22 protein-coding genes, 1 tRNA gene and 1 riboswitch are annotated in these 24,917 nt (G+C 42.9%); of the genes, 6 read left to right on the forward strand and 17 right to left on the reverse strand.

The features are described 5' to 3' along the window. Window position 1: 1 nt before the first annotated feature. The 4 genes from L0P88_RS05900 to L0P88_RS05915 all read right to left on the reverse strand — a co-directional run bounded on the left by L0P88_RS05900 (window position 2) and on the right by L0P88_RS05915 (window position 2,927). Window positions 2-640 (reverse strand): thiamine phosphate synthase, encoded by a 639-nt coding sequence (locus L0P88_RS05900; protein WP_247133691.1) that lies wholly within the window; start codon window positions 638-640, stop codon window positions 2-4. After that, the gene (locus L0P88_RS05905) at window positions 637-1,698 is read right to left on the reverse strand and encodes an AIR synthase family protein (protein WP_247133692.1); all 1,062 of its coding nucleotides are present in this window, start codon (window positions 1,696-1,698) and stop codon (window positions 637-639) included. The genes L0P88_RS05900 and L0P88_RS05905 overlap by 4 nt, the downstream gene beginning before the upstream one ends. Continuing rightward, the gene (locus L0P88_RS05910; RefSeq protein WP_247133693.1) at window positions 1,698-2,426 is read right to left on the reverse strand and encodes a class I SAM-dependent methyltransferase; all 729 of its coding nucleotides are present in this window, start codon (window positions 2,424-2,426) and stop codon (window positions 1,698-1,700) included. Before L0P88_RS05910 ends, L0P88_RS05905 begins: the two co-directional genes overlap by 1 nt. 45 nt (window positions 2,427-2,471) lie before the next feature. Beyond that, window positions 2,472-2,560, reverse strand: a riboswitch (TPP riboswitch). A 285-nt stretch (window positions 2,561-2,845) separates the two neighbouring features. Further along, window positions 2,846-2,927, reverse strand: a tRNA-Leu gene (locus L0P88_RS05915). 274 nt (window positions 2,928-3,201) lie between these two features. On the opposite strand from L0P88_RS05915, the gene L0P88_RS05920 reads away from it, so the two are divergent. After that, entirely contained in the window at window positions 3,202-4,593 is a 1,392-nt protein-coding gene (locus L0P88_RS05920) for a dipeptidase (RefSeq protein ID WP_247133694.1), read from the forward strand. Between the two features lie 165 nt (window positions 4,594-4,758). Here the strand turns inward: L0P88_RS05920 and L0P88_RS05925 are convergent, their stop codons facing one another. Then, window positions 4,759-5,961 carry an NAD(P)/FAD-dependent oxidoreductase gene (locus L0P88_RS05925; protein ID WP_247133695.1) on the reverse strand — a complete coding sequence of 401 codons (1,203 nt, stop codon included), beginning with the start codon at window positions 5,959-5,961 and terminating at the stop codon, window positions 4,759-4,761. A 157-nt stretch (window positions 5,962-6,118) separates the two neighbouring features. Here L0P88_RS05925 and L0P88_RS05930 point away from each other — a divergent pair, with 157 nt between their 5' ends. The 4 genes from L0P88_RS05930 to L0P88_RS05945 all read left to right on the forward strand — a co-directional run bounded on the left by L0P88_RS05930 (window position 6,119) and on the right by L0P88_RS05945 (window position 11,314). Then, window positions 6,119-6,484 carry a BlaI/MecI/CopY family transcriptional regulator gene (locus tag L0P88_RS05930; RefSeq protein WP_247133696.1) on the forward strand — a complete coding sequence of 122 codons (366 nt, stop codon included), beginning with the start codon at window positions 6,119-6,121 and terminating at the stop codon, window positions 6,482-6,484. A gap of 2 nt (window positions 6,485-6,486) precedes the next feature. After that, window positions 6,487-8,190 carry a M56 family metallopeptidase gene (locus L0P88_RS05935; protein ID WP_247133697.1) on the forward strand — a complete coding sequence of 568 codons (1,704 nt, stop codon included), beginning with the start codon at window positions 6,487-6,489 and terminating at the stop codon, window positions 8,188-8,190. A 95-nt stretch (window positions 8,191-8,285) separates the two neighbouring features. After that, window positions 8,286-9,992: a hypothetical protein gene (locus L0P88_RS05940; RefSeq protein ID WP_247133698.1), complete on the forward strand. Its 1,707-nt coding sequence runs from the start codon at window positions 8,286-8,288 to the stop codon at window positions 9,990-9,992. 221 nt (window positions 9,993-10,213) lie between these two features. Beyond that, window positions 10,214-11,314: a DUF4407 domain-containing protein gene (locus tag L0P88_RS05945; RefSeq protein WP_247133699.1), complete on the forward strand. Its 1,101-nt coding sequence runs from the start codon at window positions 10,214-10,216 to the stop codon at window positions 11,312-11,314. A 62-nt stretch (window positions 11,315-11,376) separates the two neighbouring features. Here L0P88_RS05945 and rfbD read toward each other — a convergent pair whose 3' ends face one another. From rfbD to rfbB, 4 genes are read right to left on the reverse strand one after another with little or no spacing between them, the layout of a single operon-like run. Continuing rightward, window positions 11,377-12,246, reverse strand: a complete 870-nt coding sequence (rfbD, locus tag L0P88_RS05950; RefSeq protein ID WP_247133700.1) for a dTDP-4-dehydrorhamnose reductase — start codon at window positions 12,244-12,246, stop codon at window positions 11,377-11,379. A 2-nt stretch (window positions 12,247-12,248) separates the two neighbouring features. After that, window positions 12,249-12,797 (reverse strand): dTDP-4-dehydrorhamnose 3,5-epimerase, encoded by a 549-nt coding sequence (rfbC, locus tag L0P88_RS05955; protein ID WP_247133701.1) that lies wholly within the window; start codon window positions 12,795-12,797, stop codon window positions 12,249-12,251. A 2-nt stretch (window positions 12,798-12,799) separates the two neighbouring features. Then, window positions 12,800-13,660, reverse strand: a complete 861-nt coding sequence (gene rfbA, locus L0P88_RS05960; protein WP_247133702.1) for a glucose-1-phosphate thymidylyltransferase RfbA — start codon at window positions 13,658-13,660, stop codon at window positions 12,800-12,802. Between the two features lie 24 nt (window positions 13,661-13,684). Next, a complete protein-coding gene (rfbB, locus tag L0P88_RS05965; RefSeq protein WP_247133703.1) occupies window positions 13,685-14,719 on the reverse strand; it encodes a dTDP-glucose 4,6-dehydratase in 1,035 nt (344 codons plus the stop codon). Window positions 14,720-14,940: 221 nt separating this feature from the next. On the opposite strand from rfbB, the gene L0P88_RS05970 reads away from it, so the two are divergent. Beyond that, entirely contained in the window at window positions 14,941-16,077 is a 1,137-nt protein-coding gene (locus L0P88_RS05970) for a hybrid sensor histidine kinase/response regulator (protein ID WP_247133704.1), read from the forward strand. Here L0P88_RS05970 and L0P88_RS05975 read toward each other — a convergent pair. From L0P88_RS05975 to L0P88_RS06015, 8 genes are all read right to left on the reverse strand, one after another. Next, window positions 16,074-17,285, reverse strand: coding sequence for a glycosyltransferase family 2 protein (locus L0P88_RS05975; protein WP_247133705.1), 1,212 nt, complete (start codon window positions 17,283-17,285; stop codon window positions 16,074-16,076). The two genes, L0P88_RS05970 and L0P88_RS05975, sit on opposite strands and share 4 nt — an antisense overlap. A 15-nt stretch (window positions 17,286-17,300) precedes the next feature. After that, window positions 17,301-17,939 carry a DapH/DapD/GlmU-related protein gene (locus tag L0P88_RS23930; protein WP_281499716.1) on the reverse strand — a complete coding sequence of 213 codons (639 nt, stop codon included), beginning with the start codon at window positions 17,937-17,939 and terminating at the stop codon, window positions 17,301-17,303. Between the two features lie 2 nt (window positions 17,940-17,941). Further along, window positions 17,942-19,135 carry a glycosyltransferase gene (locus L0P88_RS05990; RefSeq protein WP_247133706.1) on the reverse strand — a complete coding sequence of 398 codons (1,194 nt, stop codon included), beginning with the start codon at window positions 19,133-19,135 and terminating at the stop codon, window positions 17,942-17,944. Between the two features lie 4 nt (window positions 19,136-19,139). Continuing rightward, window positions 19,140-20,294 (reverse strand): glycosyltransferase family 4 protein, encoded by a 1,155-nt coding sequence (locus L0P88_RS05995; protein WP_247133707.1) that lies wholly within the window; start codon window positions 20,292-20,294, stop codon window positions 19,140-19,142. A gap of 9 nt (window positions 20,295-20,303) precedes the next feature. Further along, window positions 20,304-21,509 (reverse strand): glycosyltransferase, encoded by a 1,206-nt coding sequence (locus L0P88_RS06000; protein WP_247133708.1) that lies wholly within the window; start codon window positions 21,507-21,509, stop codon window positions 20,304-20,306. 23 nt (window positions 21,510-21,532) lie between these two features. Then, the gene (locus L0P88_RS06005; RefSeq protein WP_247133709.1) at window positions 21,533-22,501 is read right to left on the reverse strand and encodes a UDP-glucuronic acid decarboxylase family protein; all 969 of its coding nucleotides are present in this window, start codon (window positions 22,499-22,501) and stop codon (window positions 21,533-21,535) included. Window positions 22,502-22,525: 24 nt separating this feature from the next. Then, window positions 22,526-23,878: a UDP-glucose dehydrogenase family protein gene (locus tag L0P88_RS06010; protein ID WP_247133710.1), complete on the reverse strand. Its 1,353-nt coding sequence runs from the start codon at window positions 23,876-23,878 to the stop codon at window positions 22,526-22,528. 138 nt (window positions 23,879-24,016) lie between these two features. After that, window positions 24,017-24,916 carry a glycosyltransferase family 2 protein gene (locus tag L0P88_RS06015; protein WP_247133711.1) on the reverse strand — a complete coding sequence of 300 codons (900 nt, stop codon included), beginning with the start codon at window positions 24,914-24,916 and terminating at the stop codon, window positions 24,017-24,019. Between the last annotated feature and the right edge of the window lies 1 nt (window position 24,917).

The following is a 24,917-nucleotide window of genomic DNA, read 5'->3' on the forward strand; positions in this document are numbered from 1 at the left end:
ATTAAGGTGTTTTGATTTTTTGTAGTTCCAAAATATATTCCTGCACTGCCTTGGCGGGATTGGCACCATCCAAAATCCCCGATATGATGGCCACTCCATCAAAGTCGAGTTTGTTCAGATATTTCAGGTTAGTGATCTGGATGCCCCCAGATAAAAAAATGGGCATTTCGGTGATTGTCCTGGCCATCCGGATGTTCTTTTGACTCACGATTTCGCAACTGTCCACTGATGGGGAAGGGAAAACAGCGCAAAAGCTGATGTAATCAATGTTCTGTTCCTCGGCCCACCTTATTTTATCAAGGTCGTTGCCCACCGTGATTCCTATGGTTTTACCCTTTAGTGTCCTTTGGGCTTCTCCAAACCTATTGGGAATTTCGTCAAAATGCACCCCTTCCAGGCCTGCCAGATCAGCCAATTCCCAATCATCGTGCATCAGTACGGGAACATCAAAACTTACACAGTAGGTTTTGATTTTATTGAGGAATTCCAATTTCTTTTCCATTGGGATGTTTTCCGGCCAATGGTTCCAAACCTGTACAATGCTCAAGCCGCCTTTTAAGGCCCCGTCCAGCTTTTGGAACAGGCTTTCCCAATTTCTCTTGGGATCGATGACCAGGTATACCCCTTCCAACCTTTTCATTGCCAACCTGCTGAAAATGCCCTGAAAAACGCCGCCCAATAGGGGTCCGTTCCATCAAACCCGAACGGCAATTTTTCACCGCTCATTGTAATGAGCTGCTCTTTTTGCTTCGTTAAGGTTCCAATGGCTGTAGCACTAATATTGGCAGTTTTTAAGGAATCAATCAATAATGTCCCGACCTCTGGAGCAACGGCCATAAGCATAGAACCGCTACCAATGGAAAGCAATGGATCGATCTCGAACAAATCGGCCACTTTTTGCACTTCGTCATATACGGGTATAGCATCCGCATGCACTTCAAACCCCAGATTGGAGGCCATTGCCATTTCGTTCAAGGCACCCAAAATGCCTCCTTCGGTCACGTCGTGCATGGCATGCAGGGTTACATTGGCTTCCAATGTCTCCATGGCAATGGCACTTTCCCTCAAAACGGAGAGCTGCCAAAAATTGTCAGCCGCCTTTTGCTGTATGTTCTGTCCCAGTATGTTAGCAACCGTTTTAGGGAAGGCCCTTGCCAAAAGGGAAGTGGAGGACAGGGCCGCAGATCTTGTCATAATGACCGTATCGCCCGCCCGAGCACCCTTAGTGGTCAAAATCTGGCTTTTGGGAGCGGTCAGGAACATGGTTCCCCCACCCGAAATGGTTGAATCCAATCCAGGAACTTGCCCAGTGTGCCCACCGGTAATGGCAATTCCGTGCTCTTCACATAATTGGTGGATGTGCCACCAATACGAATTGAAGTCCGAACGAGCCAGACTTGTGGGCAGGTTCAACACAAATTGGGCGTATTGCGGGGGGAAACCCGTGGTACACATATCATTGGCCAACAAATGGACCGAGAGCCAGGCAGAGACCTCCATACCCATTGAGGGAATCAGGGAAAGTGGATCGCTGGAAATGGCCAGTCCTTTCCCATCCTCCAGATCGATTACGGCCGTATCCACCCCAAAGGACGGCCCCTGTATGACCTCGGAACGTTCTGCACCAAAGTTGCTCTGCAGATCTTCCTTAAAGATTTTGGCATCCACCTTACCGTGTTGATCTTCAAAGGCCCCCATTACACATCGTTCAATTGTACATGCATCCCGAAGAAATCGCCATAAGCTACCTGCCATTGCTGTTTCGGGAACCATTTGGGCAGGCCAGTAGCCTTCCACTCAATGCTATAGTCCCTATCGTACAAGGCCTCCGATATCAATGCTTTCAATGTTTTTGGGGTATAAAACTTGGCGGTGACATAGTAATTGTTCTTTCCAAAGGCCTGTTGTACCCTCCTTCTGACCAGCTTGGGCGTATTCCGGTTCATCATTCCAAAAATGATTCCGTATTTCCCCACCCGTACTGCCTCACGGATGACCTGAATGGGGTTTTTATAATACTCAAAAGTGGTCACAAAGGCAAGGGCATCAAAGGTATGTTCCTTGAACGGCATATGGTGTGAATCGGCCAAAACAAGGTCACCATGGAACAGTTGCCGGCCCTGCGCCAACATAAATGGGGAAATGTCCCCACCGGTCGCATCAATGCCCACTTCGTGCCACCAACGAGTAAAACGTGTTGTGCCACAACCAAACTCCAGCAGGGTCTTTATCCTTGTATCCTTTTTTACCAAACCTTCCAAGGTCTTTTTCTGCCAGACCTCCTGTCGTTTGTATGGTCCTTCGTAATATTGTTCGTAATGGTCGGTATCGTCACGGTTAAAAAACCATTCTTTCCTTCCTTGCCAGTTGCGCAGTTCGCCATCATGGGCAAGTTCAAATTTTTGTTTGGTGGCAATTTTGCCCATCGGTCATCGGTATAAAGACAGGAAAATGCAGCAAGACCGTAAAACGGAGAATGGATTCACAATCCCTTCGCTGGCATTATCCAGATCAGGTTAATGGGTATAATCTCAGCTTTTCAGCACCCCAATGCGTCTGCACAAAGATAATCAAACCCAATTTTGTTCGGCGAATGGATTTCTTAAAATATGTACATTAAATGATAGTTAAGGCTTGTGCTATGTTTCAATATGGCCATAAACGAGGAAGTCCAATCAAGGTGTAAGGTTCTTTAAAAATAGAAACCATAAATAATTCCAACCATTAACCAATTTGGCACTATAGAGTGTTTTACCTGGCATAGATTTATTAAAAAAGTACGGAATGATTTAAAACAAAAAAGACTTAAACAGCAATATATTGGCTAATTAAGTCTTTTTATTAGTGCGGCTGAAGGGAGTCGAACCCCCACGCCTCTCGGCACTTGATCCTAAGTCAAGCATGTCTACCAATTCCATCACAGCCGCATGGCTCCAAATGAATCGGGGTTGCAAATATAATTCAATTTTTCAATTGATACGGTTGGTCGTTTTAAAAACTTCTTTTTAGTACTTTTAGAGTCTGTTTAGGAATTTGTGATTGGGATTGTTATAGGCCGTTTTTAGTGCGGAACGAGGCAAAATTTTTGTGCATAGCCATAGTTATGGACCAAAATTTTAACAATGTACCGTGCAAAAAGGGACATAAAAAAACAATTGACAAATTCCTAAATAGACTCTTAACATTCCAGATATAAATTACATGGAAGAAATCAACAACTACATCCAACAACACAAAGACCGATTTGTAAACGAACTTATTGACCTGTTAAAACTCCCCTCCATTAGCGCGGACAGCGCATTTTCACAAGATGTTATTGAAACCGCCAAGGCAGTGGAGCAGGCATTGAAACAAGCAGGCTGCGATCATACCGAAATCTGTGAGACCAAAGGTTATCCAGTAGTGTATGGCGAGAAATTAATTGACCCAAACCTACCAACAGTGCTGGTGTATGGCCATTATGACGTACAACCCCCAGATCCCATGGAACTCTGGGAATCCCCCCCTTTTGAGCCGGTCATCAAAAAAACGTCCCTGCACCCGGACGGGGCCATATTTGCCCGTGGTGCCTGTGATGACAAAGGTCAAATGTACATGCACGTAAAGGCGTTGGAATTTATGGTGGCCCACAACCAACTGCCGTGCAATGTAAAATTTATGATCGAAGGGGAAGAGGAAGTGGGTAGTGATAGTTTGGCAGACTTTCTGGAAGGACATAAGGACAAATTGAAGAATGATATCATCCTCATTTCCGATACGGGGATGATGGCCAATGACGTACCATCCATCACCACCGGACTGCGGGGTTTGAGTTATGTAGAGGTGGAGGTAACGGGACCCAATAGGGATTTGCACTCCGGTATTTACGGTGGGGCCGTCCCAAATCCCATTAACGTACTATCCAAAATGATTGCTTCATTGCATGATGAAAACAACCATATCACCATTCCCGGATTTTATGACAAGGTGGAGGAAGTCTCGGACGAAGAACGTGCCGAAATGGCCAAAGCGCCTTTTAGCATAGAAGACTACAAAAAAGCCCTCGACATCAATGATGTTTATGGGGAGAAGGGCTATACCACTCCCGAACGTTACAGCATTCGACCCACATTGGATGTAAACGGTATTTGGGGTGGCTATACGGGCGAAGGCGCCAAAACGGTCATAGCCGGTAAGGCCTATGCCAAAATTTCCATGCGACTGGTCCCCCACCAAGATCCTGACGAGATTACGGACTTATTTACCAAGCATTTTGAATCCATTGCACCCAAGGGGGTCAAGGTAAAAGTAGCGCCCCATCACGGGGGACTGCCCTATGTGACCAATATAGACAGTACGGGCTATAAGGCGGCCGCAAAGGCTTATGAAACTACTTTTGGACAAACGCCCATTCCCGAACGCACTGGGGGAAGTATCCCCATAGTTGCCCTTTTTGAACAGGTATTGGGCAGTAAAACCATTTTAATGGGCTTTGGGTTGGACAGCGATGCCATCCATTCCCCCAATGAGCATTTTGGTATTTGGAATTATTTAAAAGGGATAGAAACCATACCTTATTTCTACAAGTACTATACAGAGCTTTCAAAAGGGTAAAGCATAAAAAGAGGCTGTCTAAAAAGTCTGTATTATTGTCAATTTCGAGCGCAGTCGAGAAAATTAAACCTCGGAATATCAATCCATTTCGACTGCGCTCAATGTGACATTTTTGCGTTATTGCGACTTTTTAGACAGCCTCTTTTTGGTACAATCAACTACAAATCAAGGTAATTGGGAATAGCCGTTCCTGGTTTTCCACAAAAAGTATTTTTCGAACAAAACCTTGGAAAAATCGTAGAACACATTGGGAATCATAATGGCAAACTTTCGGGGCTTAAATAAATGATCACTTAAAATGATCACTTCTTTTTTACCGGCGTCCATGACACAGATACCCGGTATTTTGCCCCAGGCCTTTTTCTTAAGTTTCTTTTTCCCTTTCTCCACCCTAACAATATTCTCTGCAACAATTTTCCCGGTTTCATCGGAGGGATATCCTGTTTTTGGACCTGAAAAAGGGACTTTTCCAGGGGTGAAGGGCAAATCGACCTGTACGGCAATCCCAGCCGCCCAGACATTGGGCCAGTCCTTATGACGGTAATCTTCGCCCACAGGTAAATACCCATTGGCCGTTGGGTTCAATGCCGGGGAATTGGTTACAAAATCAACCCCATAAAAGGGCGGCATCAACATGGTAAACGCACTGGGCAGTACCTCCCCAGAGCTCAGTTCAACGCTGTTCGCATTAACCTTGGTGACACCAACTTCCGTCCTATAATGGATATTGAACATCTTCATGAAGGATTTCAACATGGTTTCGCCACCTGGCATTCCATCGATACCAAAATGACCCAGATACGTTTCTGGGGTTATCCAGTACAAATCGACCTTTTTTCTTATTTTTTGTTCACGTAACCATTTCTCAATATTAAAGAGGAACTCATAGGCCGCCCCCATGCAACCCGCATTTTGTGTAGCTCCAATGACGACGGGACCAGGGCTTTTCTTAAATTCTTCCAATGCTTTTTTGGTTTTCATTGCCCCATTTGGCGTACCAATGTAATGGGCAAACTCCTTAACGCCCGGCGCTATGTCAAAGTCGACCTTGGGGCCTGTGGCAATGACCAAATGATCATAGGTAAAGTCTCCCTCCTTCGTTTTTACCAAATTATGTTCCGGATCGACACGCAATGCCTCGGTCTGTATGAATTCCACCCCCTTTTTCCTAAAGATTTCATCCTTCCTAAAGGAAATGTCCTTTACTTCCCTACGCCCAAAAGGCACCCATATCAAAGAGGGAATAAAAAGAAACAATGGCGATCTGTCAATTACCACAACCTTATGGTCTCCCTTTCCTTTTCGCTTTATCTCCAATGCGGCGGTCATTCCCGCGAAATTCCCGCCAATTACTACTGTGGTTTTCATGGCTGTATTGATTTTATGAAGAAAAGTTACTTTATTTCCCAACCAAAAACTGTAACCTAAGTCACACAAAGTCAAATATTTTAAAGAATTTCATTCTACACTTGTAGAATTTAAATTTTTATTCTATGTTTGTAGAACAAAATTTAATTTTCCGCCCATGTCCCTTTCCAAATCCGAAGAAGAATTAATGAACATCATATGGAGGCTTAAAAAGGCTTTTATGAAAGATCTCCTGGACGCTTATCCAGAGCCCAAGCCCGCCACGACCACCGTGGCGACCCTGCTCAAAAGGATGGCCGACAAAGGGTTTGTGTCCTACAAAAGTTACGGCCGTTCCAGGGAATACTATCCCCTGGTAAAAAAGAAGGACTACTTCTCCAAGCACGTAAAGGGACTCATTAAAAATTTCTTTAATGATAGTCCAAGTCAGTTTGCCTCGTTCTTTGCCGAGGAGACCAACCTGAGCAAGGAAGAATTGGAAGCGTTAAGAAAGCTAATCGATCAACAACTAAAAAACCGGTAGTGATGCTAGTGTATTTATTGAAATCGACTGCCTGTATGGCCATTCTATTTTTGTTCTATAAACTCTTTTTGGAGCGGGAGAACATGCACGTGTTCAAGCGTTTTTTCCTTACAGGCTCCCTAGTGGTTTCCTTACTGATCCCTTTGTTGGTTTTTACTGAATATGTTGAGGCAATTCCCATGGGCACGAATACGGCCACAGACGCGGATTCCCTTATTTTTTCTGAACAGGGCAATGCGGATATGGCCATGGTCAATTGGGAAATGCTGTTATGGAATTTGTATTCCGTGGGTTGTCTGGTAGTCGGGTTTCGATTTGCAAAGCACCTTTATCAAATCGTGCGCCGGATCCAAAAGAATCCAAAACATAACGTGAATTTTAGCACCAGGGTGCTCCTAAATGAAAAAATGCCCCCGCATACCTTCCTCAATTACATTTTTTTGAACAAGAAGGAGCTTGAGAACGGTACCATTCCAAGGGAAGTGATCCTTCATGAAGAAACCCATGCCAAACAATACCATAGTTTGGACGTACTGTTTATAGAGCTTCTACAGGTAGTGTTTTGGTTTAATCCCTTGCTCGTTCTATTTAAAAAAAGCATCAAACTCAATCATGAATTCTTAGCCGATAGTGCAGTTTTGAATCAAAGAATATCCACAAAAAAATATCAGAATACATTACTATCCTATTTATCCAGTGATAGCTTAGAAAAATATCGGTCAATCAAGGTGGCAAATGCCATCAATTATTCATCAATCAAAAAACGATTTACAGTTATGGGAAAACAAACGTCAAAAAAATCAGTAGTCTTTAGAGGTCTTTTATTGATTCCACTGGTTGCACTTATGCTTTTTGGTTTTAGCGACAAAAAAGAAGTAATCAAAACATCCAATAGTCAATTTATTGAAAATCCGGATTACAGTGCCCGGAGCATTAGTATTGATATACTTGATGATGGGAATTACCTAGTTGAAGGTTTTAAGGCCTCTAAAAATAACTTTGTAGAGGTAATCAATACCTTTCATAAAGATATCCCTCCGGGAATTAGAAACAAAGTATTGAACATCCATTTAAAATCTTCAAAAGAAATATCAAAACAAGAGGTATGGTTTGTATACAATTCATTGCTGGAATATGGTTTTTATCGCTTGGTCACAGATGATCAAGAGATTATTAGGGAAAAGGGGAATAAGCCATTGGCCATTGAAAATACATACAATCAAAACAAGGGCGCCTCAAGGGAACAAATGAGGGAGTATAATGCCCTGGCCAAAAAGTACAATACAATGCCCAGGGATAATATGCACATTTTAAAAAAGGAAGTGGAGCGCATGACATACCTCTATAGCCTGATGTCCGACAAACAGCGAGCGGATACTGAACCATTTCCAAATTTCCCGGAACCGCCACGGCCACCAGGTCCCAATGGCATTGAGGAAGTACCGCCTCCCCCACCCCCGGTAAAAGCACCAAATATGAAAGAGGTAAAGGAGGTTCCACCACCACCCGCACCAAAATCCCCATTGGAACACATTAAGGAAGTTGCGGAAAAAGGCGCCATTTTCTATTATGAGGGGAAAAGAATAGATGCCAACAAAGCGATTCAATTGTTGGAAAACAATACTGATTTGAACATCACTACAAATCACACCAATGACGAGGATTATGTAGTCACGATTTCAAGAAGTTCAAAAGTTACGTACTAAATAGCATTTAAACCCATGCTACTACATCCCGACAAGAATAGGGGTTTGTAGCACCCGGTATCCTCCACAAGTTTCAAACAATTATTGGTAAGACCATGAGACAAGTAACCCTGTGCTTTGTATTGGGCAGTATCCTCAATATCCAAAACCTTAGCTCCCAGAACCCATCACTATCAATTTCTGAATCCTATGGCGCGTACCAAATAGGTTTTAAGACCTTTACCACTTTTGATAAATCCCGCAGCTTTTCTTTTGAGGAAAACCAGACGGCCGTTGTTGAAGGAAAAACAATTTCCAGGCCCCTACAGGTTTGCATTTGGTACCCCTCTAAAAACAACACCATGCCCACTTTAACATATGAGGACTATTTCTTTCTAAAGGCAAGTGAGACGGGGGAAAAAGTGTTGGACGAGGTTAAAAAGAACGAGGTAATCTCCAATTTTTTGGAAACGGAACCTACAAACAAGGCAATTTTAAGCAGGGAAATGGCCGTTAGTATGAAAGCTGTAAAAAATGCTCCCTACCAGGACTCAAAGAAGTTTCCGGTCATTATCTACGGTCCTAGTTGGTGGGCCTCAGCCTTTGAAAATGCACTATTGTTTGAATTTCTTGCAAGCCACGGTTATATGGTTATATCCAGTCCCAGTGTGGGCCCAGAAAACCGTGAAATGCCCATTTCCAGAATTGGGGTGGAGACCCAATCCCGGGACATGGAGTTTTTATTGTCCCTGGCCCATGACATCCCCAGTGCCGACATAAACAGTATTGCAGTAGCTGGATTCAGTCTTGGTGGGCTATCCAATGTGCTAATGATGGCCCGAAATACTTCGGTCGATGCATGGATAGGACTGGACCCCAGCATACATGAGATATATGATTTTTTTAAGGATTCCCCTTATGAGGATTACGGAAGATTTGTAAAACCTATGCTGTTCATCAACTCATTGGGTTTTATGGATAGCCTGCCTTTTTATGATAAACTGATCTATAGTGATGCCTTTATGGTGAATCTACCCAAACTTGAACATACCGATTTGGCATCGCAGTTCATAAAGCTTTTCGGCTCAATGGACACCAAAGAAAATCTGGCAATCAAGGTCAGTGGCTATAACCTTATGGTCAAATATGTGCTCGCATTTCTGAACGGGATTTTTAGGGATGCTTTGACCTATGAGGAAATGACCGAAAAATATTTTACCCCAAATACAAAGGATGCTACTTTCCTAAGGATACGTTCAAAAAGGGGATTGCCCTTGGCCAATACGTTATTTGTCCAATATCAGGAGAAAAAAGGTGAGGGGCTTATTGATTTTTTGAATAAAACGAAATTGCCCAACGGAACCCCACACTATCCGGAAGCCGATGTACAAAAACTCATTTTTCTAGCCGCCAAAAACGAGTTCTTTAAAACGTCCAAAGATTTGATGACCTGGTACCACACCAATTATCAAAATACGTTTCACGATAGCGTTTTAAATCATATCAACCCTAATCAAATGCTGGAAATGTTTTTGAAAATTTACGATGATAATAAAGCGTGTGATTTTGGCTATGATCAACTCAACCACACGGCCCAGTTGTTATCAATGGGGGGGAAGGGCAAAGAATCCCTTCAATACTTTGTCCTGAACACACAGTTACATCCAGAAAACTATAAAGCGTATTTTAACTTAGGAATTGGATATTTTAGACTGAATGATTTTAAGAATGCCATTTTAAACTTCACAAAGTGTCTGGACCTGAAGCCAGATGCGAAATATAAAAATCTAGCCAATGAGTTCATTTTAAAAAGCAAGGGGTAAATCCGTTTTTGCCTAATTTGAAAACGGCCCGATTAGGGCAATAAAAATTAAAACCCTGCAAAACAGGCATTTTTTGTAACATTTTATAACAATTCACGTTCTAATAGCATCACTTTTGGGTCCTGATACCGTCAAAAACATCCAATACCAACCTTCCATGGATATGTTTTGACCCCTTTGGTGATGTAAAATCATATCATAAACCTAAAACGAACACTATCATGTTACAACGATTTTTTATTTTCTGCTCAGGAGCGGACAGTACTATTTTGGAAACCTGCTCCCAAGGGGAAAGGAACAAATATGCCGGGATTGGGGCTACCGTTTTTTTTACGGCCGTAATGGCCTTTATAGCTTCCGGCTATGCGCTGTACACCGTTTTTGACAATATCTATACTTCCATTTTCTTTGGGTTCATATGGGGTCTGTTGATTTTTAACCTGGACCGATATATTGTGTCCACGATTAAAAAACGGGATTCCTTTAAAAGCGAACTGTTACAGGCCGCACCCCGTATTGTTTTAGCGGTCATTATTGCCGTTGTCATCTCCAAACCTTTGGAAATGAAAATTTTTGAAAAGGAAATCAATCAGGTTTTGCTGGAGGAAAAGAATGCAATGACCTTGGCGAACAAGGAACAGCTTGCATTGCAATATACGCCCAAAATTGAACGTCTTAACCAAGATATTGCCACCCTAAAAAACGAGATTGCCACCAAAGAAGCGGAGACCAATGCCCTTTATGACACCTACATTTCGGAGGCCGAGGGAACCGCTGGCACGGGATTATTGGGCAAAGGACCTGTCTACAGGGAAAAAAGGGAAAAACACGATGCCTACCTGGCCGAACTACAACAATTAAAAAAGACCAATGGGGAGAAAATAAATGCCATCGAGGCGCAAATTACGGCCCTTAACGCCGATTATGAGACCGCTGTGAGCACATCGCAACCGGTAATAGATGGGTTTGACGGCCTCATGGCCAGAATCAATGCCCTCGGAAAATTGCCTTGGTTCCCATCCTTCTTTATTTTCCTTTTGTTCTTGGCCATTGAAACCGCGCCAATTATTGCAAAATTATTGGCTCCCAAAGGGGAGTATGATTATAAGTTTGAAGAAGGGGAAAGCGTTGTGGCCACCTGGGTCACCCAAAAAGTGGAACAACGCAAACTATTGTTGTCCACGGACGCTGCAATGAACCAGGAAATCTACAATGACATCAAATCCGAAGCGGAACTCTACCGATACAAAAAGGAAAAAGCGGAGGAGTTGCTGCGTTTACAGGCAGATTCATTTCACAACGTACAGGTGAAAGGGCTGTAAGGGTTCCTTCACTCCCAACGGATACCACATCCACGGGAAAAGAGGCCCATACCAAAACAATACTATTGGGTTACCCCAATTTTGGCATATGCTTTTAAGGCCACTTTTAGGCTTTCCGTCCAATGGGGAATTTCTAAATTAAAAGTGTCCTTAATTTTGGATTTGTCAAGAACACTATATTTTGGACGTTCTGCAGGAGCAGGATATTGCTCCGATACTATAGGGTTGAGTTGAATGGCAATTCCTTGTTCCTTAAAAATTGCCTTGGCAAAATCGTACCAACTGGCCACTCCCTCATTACTGTAATTATAGACTCCATAGTCAATGGAGTGCGCTTGGATTATGGTCAAAATAACTTGGGCCAGATCCTTGGCATAGGTGGGTGTGCCCACCTGATCATAAACCACGGAAAGTTCTTCCCTTTCATTGCCCAGGCGCAACATGGTCTTCATAAAATTATTTCCGTATTCCGAGTAGAGCCAAGAGGTCCGAATGACAAAGTGCTCTTCCAAATTGTTGATTATGGCCCGCTCCCCCTTATACTTGGTATCTCCATAAAAGCCTATGGGCCTGGCAATATCTTCCTCCTTATAGGGAACATTGAGATACCCATCAAATACAAAATCCGTGGAGATATGGATAAGTACCGTACCACTTTCCTTACAGTTCAAAGCCAAATTCCTTGGGCCGGTCACATTCACCAATCGGGCTGTGTCCGCATCGGCTTCCGCTTTATCCACATTTGTAAATGCCGCACAATTGATGCAGTAGGCATAATTGGAAGACGTCAATTCCTTATTGACAGCATCAAAATCGGTAATGTCCAAATCCGTGAAGGCCCTGAACGTAACATCCAGATTTATTTGGTCTTTTACCACGTCCTTTAACGTACTTCCCAATTGACCGGAAGCTCCTGTGACAAGTATTTTCATGTTTAGCTGGCTACAAATTCGTTTAATGTGGGAAGGATTTTGTCCTTTTCAGAAATAATAAGATCGTTTCGATCCAAAATCCAATCTATATGCAACTTGGGGTCATTATATACTATTCCCCCTTCAGATTCCTTATGATAAAAGTTATCGCACTTATAAAAGAAAATGGCCGTTTTGCTGAGTGTCACAAAACCATGGGCACATCCCCTTGGAAGAAACAGCTGTTTCCTGTTTTCGGACGAGAGTATGGTCCGGACTATTTTTCCATAGCTTTTGGAATTGGGCCTAATATCGACTACCACATCCAAAACCTCACCATCCAAAACCCGAACCAGTTTGGCCTGTGCATGTATCCCGGTCTGAAAATGGAGGCCCCTCATCACACCCCGTGTAGAAAGGGATTGGTTATCCTGGACGAAAAAGGGCTTTGCCCCGGTTTCCCTCTCAAAGATGGATTGGTTAAAGCTTTCAAAAAAGTGTCCACGTTCGTCTTCAAAGACTTTTGGGGTCAATTCGAAACAACCTTCTATTTCTGTTTTTTTTACTTCCATTTTTACGAAATTACTTCCAATAAGCGCTTGCTATAACCACTCTTTAAAAAGGGTTTCGTCAATTTCTTAAATTGATTTTTGGTGATATACCCCATTTTATATGCCGATGATTCTATGGCACCTATTTTTAAACCTTGTCGCTCTTCAATCACCTGAACAAACTGCCCTGCTTGCATCAATGATGTAAAAGTACCGGTATCCAGCCAAGCCGTGCCCCGATCCATAATACTTACTTTTAATTTGCCCCTATTTAGGTATTCCCTGTTCACATCCGTTATTTCCAATTCTCCCCGGGCACTCGGTTTGATGTTCTTTGCGATATCCACAACATCATTATCATAAAAATAGATTCCAGGAACGGCAAAATTGGATTTTGGCACTTTTGGTTTTTCCTCAATGGAAATGACATTGCCATCCTCATCAAAATCCACAACACCATAACGCTCCGGATCATTAACATGGTATGCATAGATAATGCCCCCGTCTGGATCGTTATTGGATTGCAAAAGTTTGTCCAATCCCGAACCATAGAATATATTATCACCAAGAATTAAGGCTACTTTGTCATCTTCAATGAATTCCTCGCCTATTAAAAAGGCTTCTGCCAAACCGTTAGGTGCTTCCTGCACGGCATATTCAAATCGACAACCATACTTCCTTCCATCACCCAACAACTTCTTGAACAAGGGGAGGTCGTGTGGGGTGGATATAATGAGTATCTCCCAGATTCCGGATTCCAACAAGGTGGAAAGGGGATAATAAATCATGGGTTTATCATATATGGGCATCAACTGTTTACTTACAGCCAGTGTAAGTGGATGCAATCTAGTTCCTGAACCTCCGGCCAGAATAATTCCTTTCATCTGTAAATTTTTAGTAGGATGGTTTTAGGCTAAACTTGAGTTCTCCTTTTCCACATATCGGTTTAGGTACCAATCAATGGTCTTTTCTATGCCGGACTCAAAGTTTTCATCGGCTTTCCATCCCAATTCGTTTTCTATTTTGGAAGCATCAATGGCATACCTAAAATCATGACCGGCACGATCCTTTACAAAGGTTATCCGCTCTTTGTACGAGCCGCTGCTTTTTGGATGTTTGGCGTCCAACAATTCGCAAACCTTGTTCGCGATGTAAAGGTTATTGCGCTCATTTCGTCCACCGATATTATAGGTTTCTCCAGAAACACCCTTATCATAGGCAAGGGCAATCCCCTTGCAATGATCCAGGACGTAGAGCCAATCACGAATATTGGAACCATCCCCATAAATGGGAATTTCCTCTCCGCCCAATGCTTTCCTAATTATGGTGGGGATCAGTTTTTCATCATGTTGTTTAGGGCCGTAATTGTTAGAGCAATTGGTCGTGACCACATTCATACCATAGGTATGGTGATAACTCCTCACTATAAAATCCGATGAAGCCTTTGAAGCACTATAGGGGCTATTGGGAGCATATGGGGTCATTTCCATAAACAGTCCTTCCTTGCCCAAGGTACCATACACCTCATCAGTGGAAACATGATGAAAGCGGGCATTCCCATACGCTTCCTTATAAATTCCTGGTCCAACCATCCACCATTTCTTGGCCACATCAATTAGGTTGAAGGTTCCTATGATATTTGTTTGCATGAAAGCGTCGGGATTGGCAATGGAATTGTCTACATGGGATTCCGCCGCGAAATGGATAACACCCTTAAAATCAAAACGCTCGAATAATTCCTCTATCAATTCCCTATCACAAATATCCCCTTTAATAAAGGTGTACCTATCGTGATCCTCCACCTCCTTTAGATTACCGAGGTCGCCAGCATAGGTAAGGGCATCCAGATTGACCAAATGGATATCCGAATTATTTTCCAAAAAGTAGGGAACAAAGTTGGAACCAATAAAACCTGCTCCTCCCGTAACCAATAGATAGTTCATTAATAAATATTTATATTACTTTATTTGTAAATATAATCCTACTTTAATAGTTGGTTTAATTTATGTTGTGAAAGCCCACTTTTAGGTGGTACACGTCTTAATTTACACTTATTAAATCAATTGGCGGCAACGATTTACAAATTCCTTAAGGTTTGTATCAGATTATACGGCTTAATCCCGAAAACTTTTTCTTACCTTAGGGTTGGTTTTTATAGATACCAATGAGCCAGCAAGTTACTGAAAAACCCTTCATCCTTGCCATAGATGATGAACAATTAAATTTGGAACTCCTACGGTTTATCCTGGAGCGAAACGATTTCATTTTTAAGGGTACCAGTAACGTTGATCACTTTTTCGAACTTTTGGCCGAACAACGTCCGAACCTTATTCTTCTGGATGTCATTATGCCCAGCATCGAAGGTTTTGAACTATGTGAAAAACTCAAGGGGCGAAAGGAATACAAAGATATTCCTGTAATCTTCCTCACTGGAAAAGTCAATGTAAGGGACAAGGTAAGAGGTTTTCAAGTAGGTGGGGTGGACTATGTGACCAAACCTTTTAACGAGCAGGAATTGATTGCCCGTATACAGACCCACGTTGAGTTAAGACGGGCGAAAAACCAAATAGAGCAACAGGCAGAAAATCTAAGGCAGTCCAATGCCTTAAAGGATAGGATGTTCTCCATAATTGGTCATGATCTTCGCTCTCCTTTAAGTGCTGCCAAGCTCAAGATGGATTTTATTATGCGGGGCATTATAGATCCCAAAACGGACCAGTTTGTGGATGAAACGGTTTTTGAACTGCTCAAGACCATGGATGAAGCCCTTAGCCTGCTCCAAAATCTTTTGGGTTGGGCCAAATCTGAAAGCAATCAAATTCAAGTAATCCCAGAGCACCTTGATTTGGGTGATATTGTTGAACAAACCTTTAGGTTGCTAAAACTGGGGAGCGAGCACAAAAAAATTACATTGATCAATAACATCCCACAAGAAACCTATGTCCATGCGGACCTTAACACCACAAAAACGGTTTTGAGGAACCTCCTATCCAACGCCATTAAATTTACTCCGATTGACGGGGAAATACAGGTCAATGCCATTTCCAAAAAAGACCGCACTATTGTTGAAGTACAGGATAATGGGCAAGGGATTCCACCGGAGGATATTCCTAAAATCCTAAACCCCAATGAACACTTCAGCAAATTGGGAACGGAAAAAGAACCGGGCACCGGTCTGGGGCTTGTTTTATGTCAAAACTTCGTCAATAAGAATGGGGGTACCCTCAAAATTAGGAGTACGGTAGGAAAGGGCAGCACCTTTTACTTTGATTTGCCCATTGGTGAAAAAGTGACGGTTTAGGCAACTGCTTCCGTTGGATTTCCCCCGCGTTTTGCACGCTCCCAATTTACCGATTGGTTTCCTTTAATATACCTCCGGAATCCCAGGAACACCGAAAGGTTCATCATAAAGAAATAGTAGGGGATAAACAGCAACTTCAAACGAATCTGCCTGTTTTCCAAAAACCAACCCACCAAAGCTGCAACATAGAACAGTACCTGTCCCCAAAAGAGAAGGCTAAACGGTCCAAAGGACCCTAACCCCTCGTCCAGGGCCAATACCAAATTTACCGGGATGATCAAAAGCAATAATAAGGGGGTCAGCGTCCATCGCAATACACGATGGGAAATGTATTGAAAGGACAAGGTTCCGTATTTAAAAAAGTTCAATAAGGGCGCCAAACGCACTACGGATTGGATACCTCCCGCAGAAATTCTAATCTTTCGCTTCAGTTCCTCTTTTACATTGGCTGAGGCATTTTCTATGGCATAGGCCTCAGGATTGTATTGAATGGTCCTGCCTTGCATGGCCACCCTAAGTGAAATCATAAAGTCATCCAATAAGGTATCTTTTTCCACTTCCTGCCAAAGCTCGGTCCTAATGGCAAACAACTCTCCGGCAGCACCAACAACCGAATAGAGTTCAGCATCCCACTTCTTTAGTTGGGATTCATATCTCCAGTACATTCCTTCACCTGCTCCCGCCGCACTATCGGCCTCTTTGGAATAGATACGTTTTTCCCCAGAAACACAACCCACCTTTGGATTACGGAAAAGGCGGACTATTTCCTGCACGGACTCTTTTCCCAAACTGGTATTTCCATCCGAAAAAATGACGATGGGGGTCTTAACATGTTTCATCCCCCTGTTCATGGCCGCAATTTTCCCATTTCTTGCCGGTTCGTGCAAAACCTTTACGTCCTTGTGTTTTTTTAGAAGTTCTGGAGTACCGTCGTCAGATCCATCCGTGACCCAAAGTTGGGTCAGTTTTTCCTTGGGATAGTTTAAACTGCGGGAGTTGTTTACTTTTTCTTCCAAATAATCCTTTTCATTATAGGCTGCCACAAAAAGGGTTACCTCCGGTTGGTAGTCCTCATTACCTTCATATTTTTTGCCCAAACCAAATAGCCTTCTCAACTTAATAAGCCCAAACAATAGTATCCCATATCCCAAATAGGAATAAAAAATGATGAACAAGGCTATCCAGAAAAATACTTTTAAAGCTTCCATTTCAATCAATTTGTATTATGCAACCACAGATGGTTTCTTTTGAACCCTTTCCCATTCTCCAGTATGGTGGTTAAACTGTTTCAATACTTTGGCAGGATTGCCCACGGCCACCGAATACGGGGGAACATCCTTGGTCACGACACTGCCCCCGGCAATTATGCAATGCTTCCCAACGGTAACTCCTGCCACAATGGTGACATTGGCGCCTATCCAGCTTTCTTCCCCAATAACAATGGGGGCCGTGGAAACACCTTGTGCATGGATAGGCTGTGAAATATCTTCATAATTATGGTTAAGTCCGGAAAGCACCACATTTTGCGCCAGGCGCACATCATCTTTGATGGTCACCGGACCAATAAGCGTATTGCCCAATCCTATACGTGTGTTCCTACCTATTTTAACGGGCCCAACACCATTGTTGATAGTGGAAAAGTCTTCAATGGTAGAATTTGCTCCCAACTCAAAGTTGTTCCAGGGCAAAACATCCATTCGGGTCCTTCGCCGTATGGTTGCCCCTTTTCCCTTTTTGTGATAGAACGGGTTTACGAACCACCGGACCCATAGTCTAGGCCTGGCCTGGCCTGATGGAACCAATAACCAATGAACAAACCTTTTTAGTCCCTCATTACCCTTTATTTTTTCCTTTAGTCCCATGGCTATGCGGATTTTTTGATGGCTTCGTAAATCGCCTTTACATTGTTCTCCCAGGTATGGCTTTTTGCAAAAGCAATTCGTTCCGCCATTCGTTCTTTGGAATTCTCCTTAAGTGCTTTCTCTACCAGTTCCAGATATTCTTCCTTTGAAGAACCCAGGTATACATGATCTTGGAACATTTCCATGGCCTTGGTCCTGGTGGCCAGGGTAGGTTTTCCCATGGCCAGATATTCATCAATCTTTCTGGGGTAATTACCAATTGTCCAATCATTTACCACTTGAGGGTTCATGGCAATATCAAATCCTTTTACATAAGCTGGGAGCTCCTTGGGATCCTTACTTCCCAAAAAGTAAACATTGTCCATCTCATGCAGGAGGGAGTTTCTAAAATCCTCATCTTCCGGGCCCACCAAAACAATGCTCCAATCCTTTCTTTTTTGCGCCAAGTACTCCAAGAGGGCAATATCCAGTCGCATACTGGTGAGATAACCCACATACCCTAAAACCGGACCGGGAATGTCATTGAACGCTGTGGGAACGACTATCTTTCCATCTTCGTCATTGAATAGGGAAACATCACAGCCCTGCCCGACCATAAAACTTTTGGGATTGTACTTAGCGCCATATTCCGCGTACAAAGTGGAATTGTTCACCACGGTATCCGCTTTTTTAATCAATTGGGGTTCCATTCGTTCCCCATGACGTTTCCAATACGGAACCCGTATCAAATAGTCCCGCATATAATAGGCATATCCCTTGGCCTTAAGTAGTTCTTTAAGGTGAAAGCCCAAAAACATGGAACTATCATTGAAGATGAGGACATCCTTAAATTGAAGCCGGTCTATGGCGGACTGAATATCTTTTGCAAAGATCCTATTGTTGCGTTTATTCAAAAATTTAAATAGCGCATGGAAGGGAATCCAGTTAATGGATTCCGTCATTGTCTTCGGGTACAAATTCCATAGGTTATCATCCAACTTCACTAAATCCGGGGAGTCACCATTCTTTATCCGTATGCGTTTTTGGATTTTTTCAGTATCATGTTCGCGCCTGAGCGATGCCCTGTCCAAAGGAGGGTTTACATACAATACCCGGTTATGCTTGGCAAATTCGGCAGCTATGTTTTTACAATTACTGCCTATTTCAATATCCCATGCCTGGATTCCTATGACCACAATGTCTTGATTACGTATCATATTGTTAGGATTTTATTTCCTCATAGACATTTTCATATAGATCAAGGACATGGCGTGCCATGGATTCCCAGGAAAAGTCCTTGGCCCTTTCAACACCCTTTTCCGATAAAACCTTTGCCAACATTTGATCCTCTACCAACCGTTGCATGGCATGGACAATTTCATCGGGGTTAAAAGGATCGATAATCAAAGCCGTTCCTTCACCCGCAACTTCCGGCATGGAGGATGTATTGGAGGTAATGACCGGAACCCCACAGGCCATCCCTTCCAAAATTGGAATACCAAAGCTTTCCCTAAGTGAGGGATATAGAAAAATACAGGCCTGACTAATAATGGCCGGCAGGATTTGATTGGGAACATAGCCCGTAAGATGGATCAAACTGCGCAAACCAGGATTTCCAATGCTTGCTAAAATCCGTTTTAGCTCACTTTCATCATAATCCAACATCACCAGATGGTTTCTGTCCGGATATATTTCATTGAATTTGGAAAATGCCCTCAACACCCCTATCGTGTTCTTCTTGGGGTCCGTATTTCCAAGAAAAAAGAAATAATTGTCCGGCAAATTGTATTTCTTTTTCACGGATGATAGCAAAGCTGTATCGGTAACTTTTTTAAAATGCTCCCCCACACCGTTGTGGATGGCCGTCAATCGGTCATCCTTGAATCCAAAATACGTATTGATTCGGTGCTTTTCGTAGTGGGAGACCGTAATGACCTTTTTGCTCTTTTTAATCACAGGGGGAACAAAATACCTACGGTACATATTCCCCAATTTTTGGTACCAGGTACCCTCTTTCTTAAAGATGCTTATACTTTCCAAATAAATAATGTCATGAAGGGTGGTCACCAATGGGACTTTACAAAAGATGGGGCCTGTGTTACTGGTACAATGAAGTACATCACAGCCTTCCCTGAAGGCTGCCCTGGGCAATTCTATTTGCTCCCATCCCGGATAACCAAATCTTGATGAAAGCTCTACCACCCTAAAATTGGGAGCTTTGGGAATACACGTGTTGTCCTCATCCGGTCTTACAAAAATGACATACTCATTTTTTCCATCAATAGCTTGTAGATTCTTGATGAGTTCCAGGGCCACCATGTCCATCCCGTGCTTCTTTTTCCTAAAAAGCCGTTGTCCTTCAATTCCAATCTTCATTCGTTTAGCTTAGGTATTAACAGTTCCGTGTTGGGTATGAATAAACTTTTTATTGGCCCCCTTAAGTTTGAACAGTGAAAGGAACATGACCAAAAATGCCTTGGGCAATGTCCAAATTGCAGTAAAGGTCGACTTGCTGTAAAACTTTTTGGGAACGGCCATTATAAAGGCCAGGATAGTAAGTGCTGCGGTGAGGTGCCATAGGTACGATGGAACAATTAACCAGTCCATGGGGAAGAATACATCCATGGCCGTATATACGGTTGCAAAACAAAAAACAAGTCCCAGTAACAGAATCCTGGGAGGGGATATCATTTGATACACCTTATCCGCAAAATCCAGGTTTCCCTTGGTCACCAGCTCTTTGGTTCCCTCCCAAACAAAGCGCTTGAAATAAATAAATTGGGCAGAAAGCCAACGCTTACGCTGATTGGCAAAAACCTCGGTTTTTTGGACCTTCTCATCAAGGACCAAAGCATCATGAAGGTATTCTATTTGATTTCGGTCCCTCAATAGCTTTAATTCCAATTCCTTATCAAAACCACCAACCGCATTGACCTTGGCCATGGTAGACTTGAAAAAATGGTAATCAAAAGCCATTCCCGACCCAATTAAGGCGGAAGACAGTCCCAATACACGATGCCCTTTTCTGAAGATATGGTTATTTACTTCTTCGCTAATGGCATCCAGAATCGCGAACGAGGTATTGGTGTTCTTGGCAATGCGATGCCCTTGCACCACTTTATAGCCCTTATTGAATGCCTCATTGATGCGTTCAATAAAATCGAACTCCATAATATTGTCGGCATCCAAGATCAGGGCCACATGATAGTGGTCACCAATAACCTCCATGGCCTTATTTAGGGCTTTGGATTTTGTGCTTTTCTCAAAGGAAACCTCCACCAGTTTTATAGGGAGCTTTCTTAATTTTTGCAAGGTCAATTCCTGAAAGGAATCCGCAATGACCACTACGTCAAAAAGTTCCTCGGAATAGCTTTGTTCCAGTGCTCTCCTGGCAACTTCAACAATTACATTGTCTTCTTTATAACCTGGTATTAAAACGGCAAATTTCCGTTGTTTTTGAATGATGCTTTCCCTTTGCCTGGGTTTGAACAAGCCCGCAAAAGCGAATACGAAAACATAAATGGATGCAAAGCCAAAGTATGCCAATACCACTATTTCCAAGACATTGGCCAAAATTTGCAGTGCATCCATCGGTTTTCCTATTTACAACTTAACTATATACTTACCAATTCTTTAATGGTCTTGTCCTTTAACATCCCATCAAAATAGGCTATGGTTTCCTTTAACCCATCCCTAAGTTCTACTGTTGGCTTCCAGTCCTTAAGCCTTTCCTTGGCCAGGGTGATGTCCGGTTTGCGCTGCATGGGATCATCCGACGGCAGTGGTAAATGGACAATTTTGGACTTGGATTCCGTTAGATCAATAATGTTTTCAGCGAGCTCAAGCATGGTGAACTCCCTTGGATTTCCAATATTAATGGGGCCAATGAACCCGTCTTCCGTACCCATCATTTTAATCATTCCGTCCACTAGGTCAGTGACATATTGAAAGCTCCTGGTCTGTGTACCGTCACCAAAAACGGTGATGTCCTTCCCTTGAAGGGCCTGCATGATAAAGTTGGAAACCACCCGACCATCATCCGGCTCCATTCTAGGACCGTAGGTATTGAAAATCCTAATAATCTTCACCAAGACCCCATTGGATTGATGGTAGTTCACAAAAAGGGATTCTGCACATCGCTTTCCCTCATCATAGCAGGAGCGAATACCGATGGGGTTAACATGGCCCCAATAATCCTCCGGTTGCGGGTGTACCTCCGGATCCCCGTATACTTCGCTTGTTGATGCCTGCAAAATCTTGGCGTTGATCCGTTTTGCCAATCCCAACATATTAATGGCCCCCAGTACGGAAGTTTTAATGGTCTTTATTGGATTGTATTGATAATGTACCGGTGAGGCAGGACATGCCAGATTGTAAATCTCATCCACCTCAATGAAGTAAGGTAGGGTTACATCATGTCTTATTAACTCAAAATACGGGTTGTCCATTAAATGGACTATTTTACTCTTCCTTCCCGTAAAATAATTGTCCATACAAACCACTTCATTCCCCTCATTTAGAAGTCGTTCGCACAAATGTGATCCTACAAATCCTGCACCTCCGGTTACTAATATTCTTTTCATCCCTTATGTTTGATTATTGTTTGATTAGGCATTTGCCGATTCCCCAACGGTACTATGGATGGCTTCCCTACCAATACTATAGTAGTTGAAGCCGTACTCTGCCATTTCTTCCGGGTCATAAACATTTCTACCATCAAAAATGGTCTTCTCGTTCATCAGCTTTTCAAGAATCCTGAAGTTGGGCATCCTAAACTCCGACCATTCCGTGACCAGAATCAGGGCATCTGCATCAATACATACGTCATACTCATCCTTGGCATACGCTATTTTATCTCCAAGAATCCGTTCAGCCTCATGCATCGCTACCGGGTCATAGGCCCTAATACCAGCACCCAATGCCAGTAATTGCTCTATGATGACCAGTGATGGTGCTTCGCGCATATCATCCGTTTTTGGTTTAAATGCCAAGCCCCATAGGCCAAATTGTTTGCCTTTGAGATTGTCCCCAAAATGCTTTTTGATTTTTTCGACCAAAGTGGTTTTCTGACGATAGTTCACTGCTTCCACAGCTTTTAGTACCTCCAGTGAATGGCCATATTCATCCGCAGTCCTTACCAATGCCTGAACATCTTTGGGGAAACAACTTCCCCCGTATCCTGTTCCCGGATAAATGAATTTATTCCCTATCCTGGAATCTGAACCGATACCTTTCCTCACCAAATCAACATTGGCACCCACCAACTCACAGAGGTTGGCAATATCGTTCATAAAGCTGATCTTGGTAGCCAACATGGAGTTTGCGGCGTACTTGGTCATTTCCGATGAAAAAATATCCATAAACAACAGCGGATGTCCATTCATCAAATACGGCTTGTAAAGACGTTTCATCACCTTTTCGGCACGTTTGCTTTCTATACCGACCACGATACGGTCCGGTTTAAGAAAATCGTCCACGGCACTTCCTTCTTTTAAAAACTCCGGGTTGGAGGCAACATCAAAAGGGATTCTCACCCCTCTTTTGACCAATTCTTCCTCTATTGCTGCCTTCACTTTAAAAGAAGTTCCAACAGGTACTGTACTTTTGGTGACAATTACCTTATAATTCTCCATATGCTGCCCGATCTCACGTGCTACGCCCAAAACGTATTTCAGATCTGCACTACCATCCTCATCCGGAGGAGTGCCCACTGCAATGAATACGGCATCCGCATCCTTGATTCCTTTTTCCAGACTTGTTGTAAAAGAGATTCTACCTTTGTCAAGGTTTCGCTCCAAAAGGGTATCCAAACCAGGTTCATAAATGGGAACCTCCCCGTTACGAAGCATCTCTACCTTCTTTTTGTCAATATCCACGCAGACAACGTTTACGCCCGTTTCCGCGAAACAAGTACCGGTAACCAGACCTACATAGCCCGTGCCAACAACTGCAATATTCATTTTTAGGTTTTTTCGTTAATTAATTGTAAATATTATCTTACAATCTTAAGATTGGAAAATTATGTTGTGAATCGCTTCAATAACGTTGTTAAGCATTCACTTTGAGCGTTTTTTTTTATAGTGGGATTTCCTTAAAGGTTACGTCCTTACGGCCCTATGGTTTTTAAGGTTCCAAAAAATAGCTTCCCAAAACGCCTTTAAATGCCTGAATTCCCTTTTTAACACAAAGCCTGCCATGTTCTTTGGAATGGAGATGAATAGCTGAAAGAACATGCTTACGGCAAGCTGAAACGGTTTAAAATTCCTTCTCGCAAACAAGATCCTGTTCCTTGAAATGTAATAGGTCTTTAGCGGACTGAACTTTCCGGTCGAAAGGGATTCCTTATGAAGGATATAGGACTTGGGCTGATAGTACACTTTATAGCCTGCCCGCTTTATTTGTTCTGCCCAATCGTGCTCTTCGTAATACAGAAAGTACACTTCCGTCATCATTCCAACTTTTTCCACCACCCGCTTCGGTACCATCATTGCAGCCCCGTGTATGGAATTGGTTTCCCCTTCCCTGTCAAACCTACCGTCGTCTTTCTGATGGTATCCGATACTATTGTTCCTAATGGTCCAATGGTTCATGGGCGTATAACCCGCGTACTGTATTAAATTGGCGTCCCAGTGAAATTTGATTTTAGGGCTCACCATCCCTATGGCACTATTGCTCTCCAGGGTCTCCACCAAAGGCCCTATGCATTCCTTGGGAACAATGGTATCATTGTTTATAAAGAACAAATACGCTCCTTTTGCAACGCGGACACCCAGATTATTACCTCCGGCAAAACCCAGGTTTTCCTTGCTCTTTATCAGGTTGACCTGGGGAAACTTTTCCTTGATGATATCTGGATCATCATTTGGGGATGCATTGTCCACCACAATGACCTCCAAGTTCGAATAGTTGACATCCTTGAGCGACTCCAGCATATCCAGGGTTACCTGGGATTCATTGTAATTGATCGTAATTATCGAAACCAATGGTTGTGTTTTCATA

The organism is Muricauda sp. SCSIO 64092, assembly GCF_023016285.1.
Lineage (GTDB): Bacteria > Bacteroidota > Bacteroidia > Flavobacteriales > Flavobacteriaceae > Croceivirga.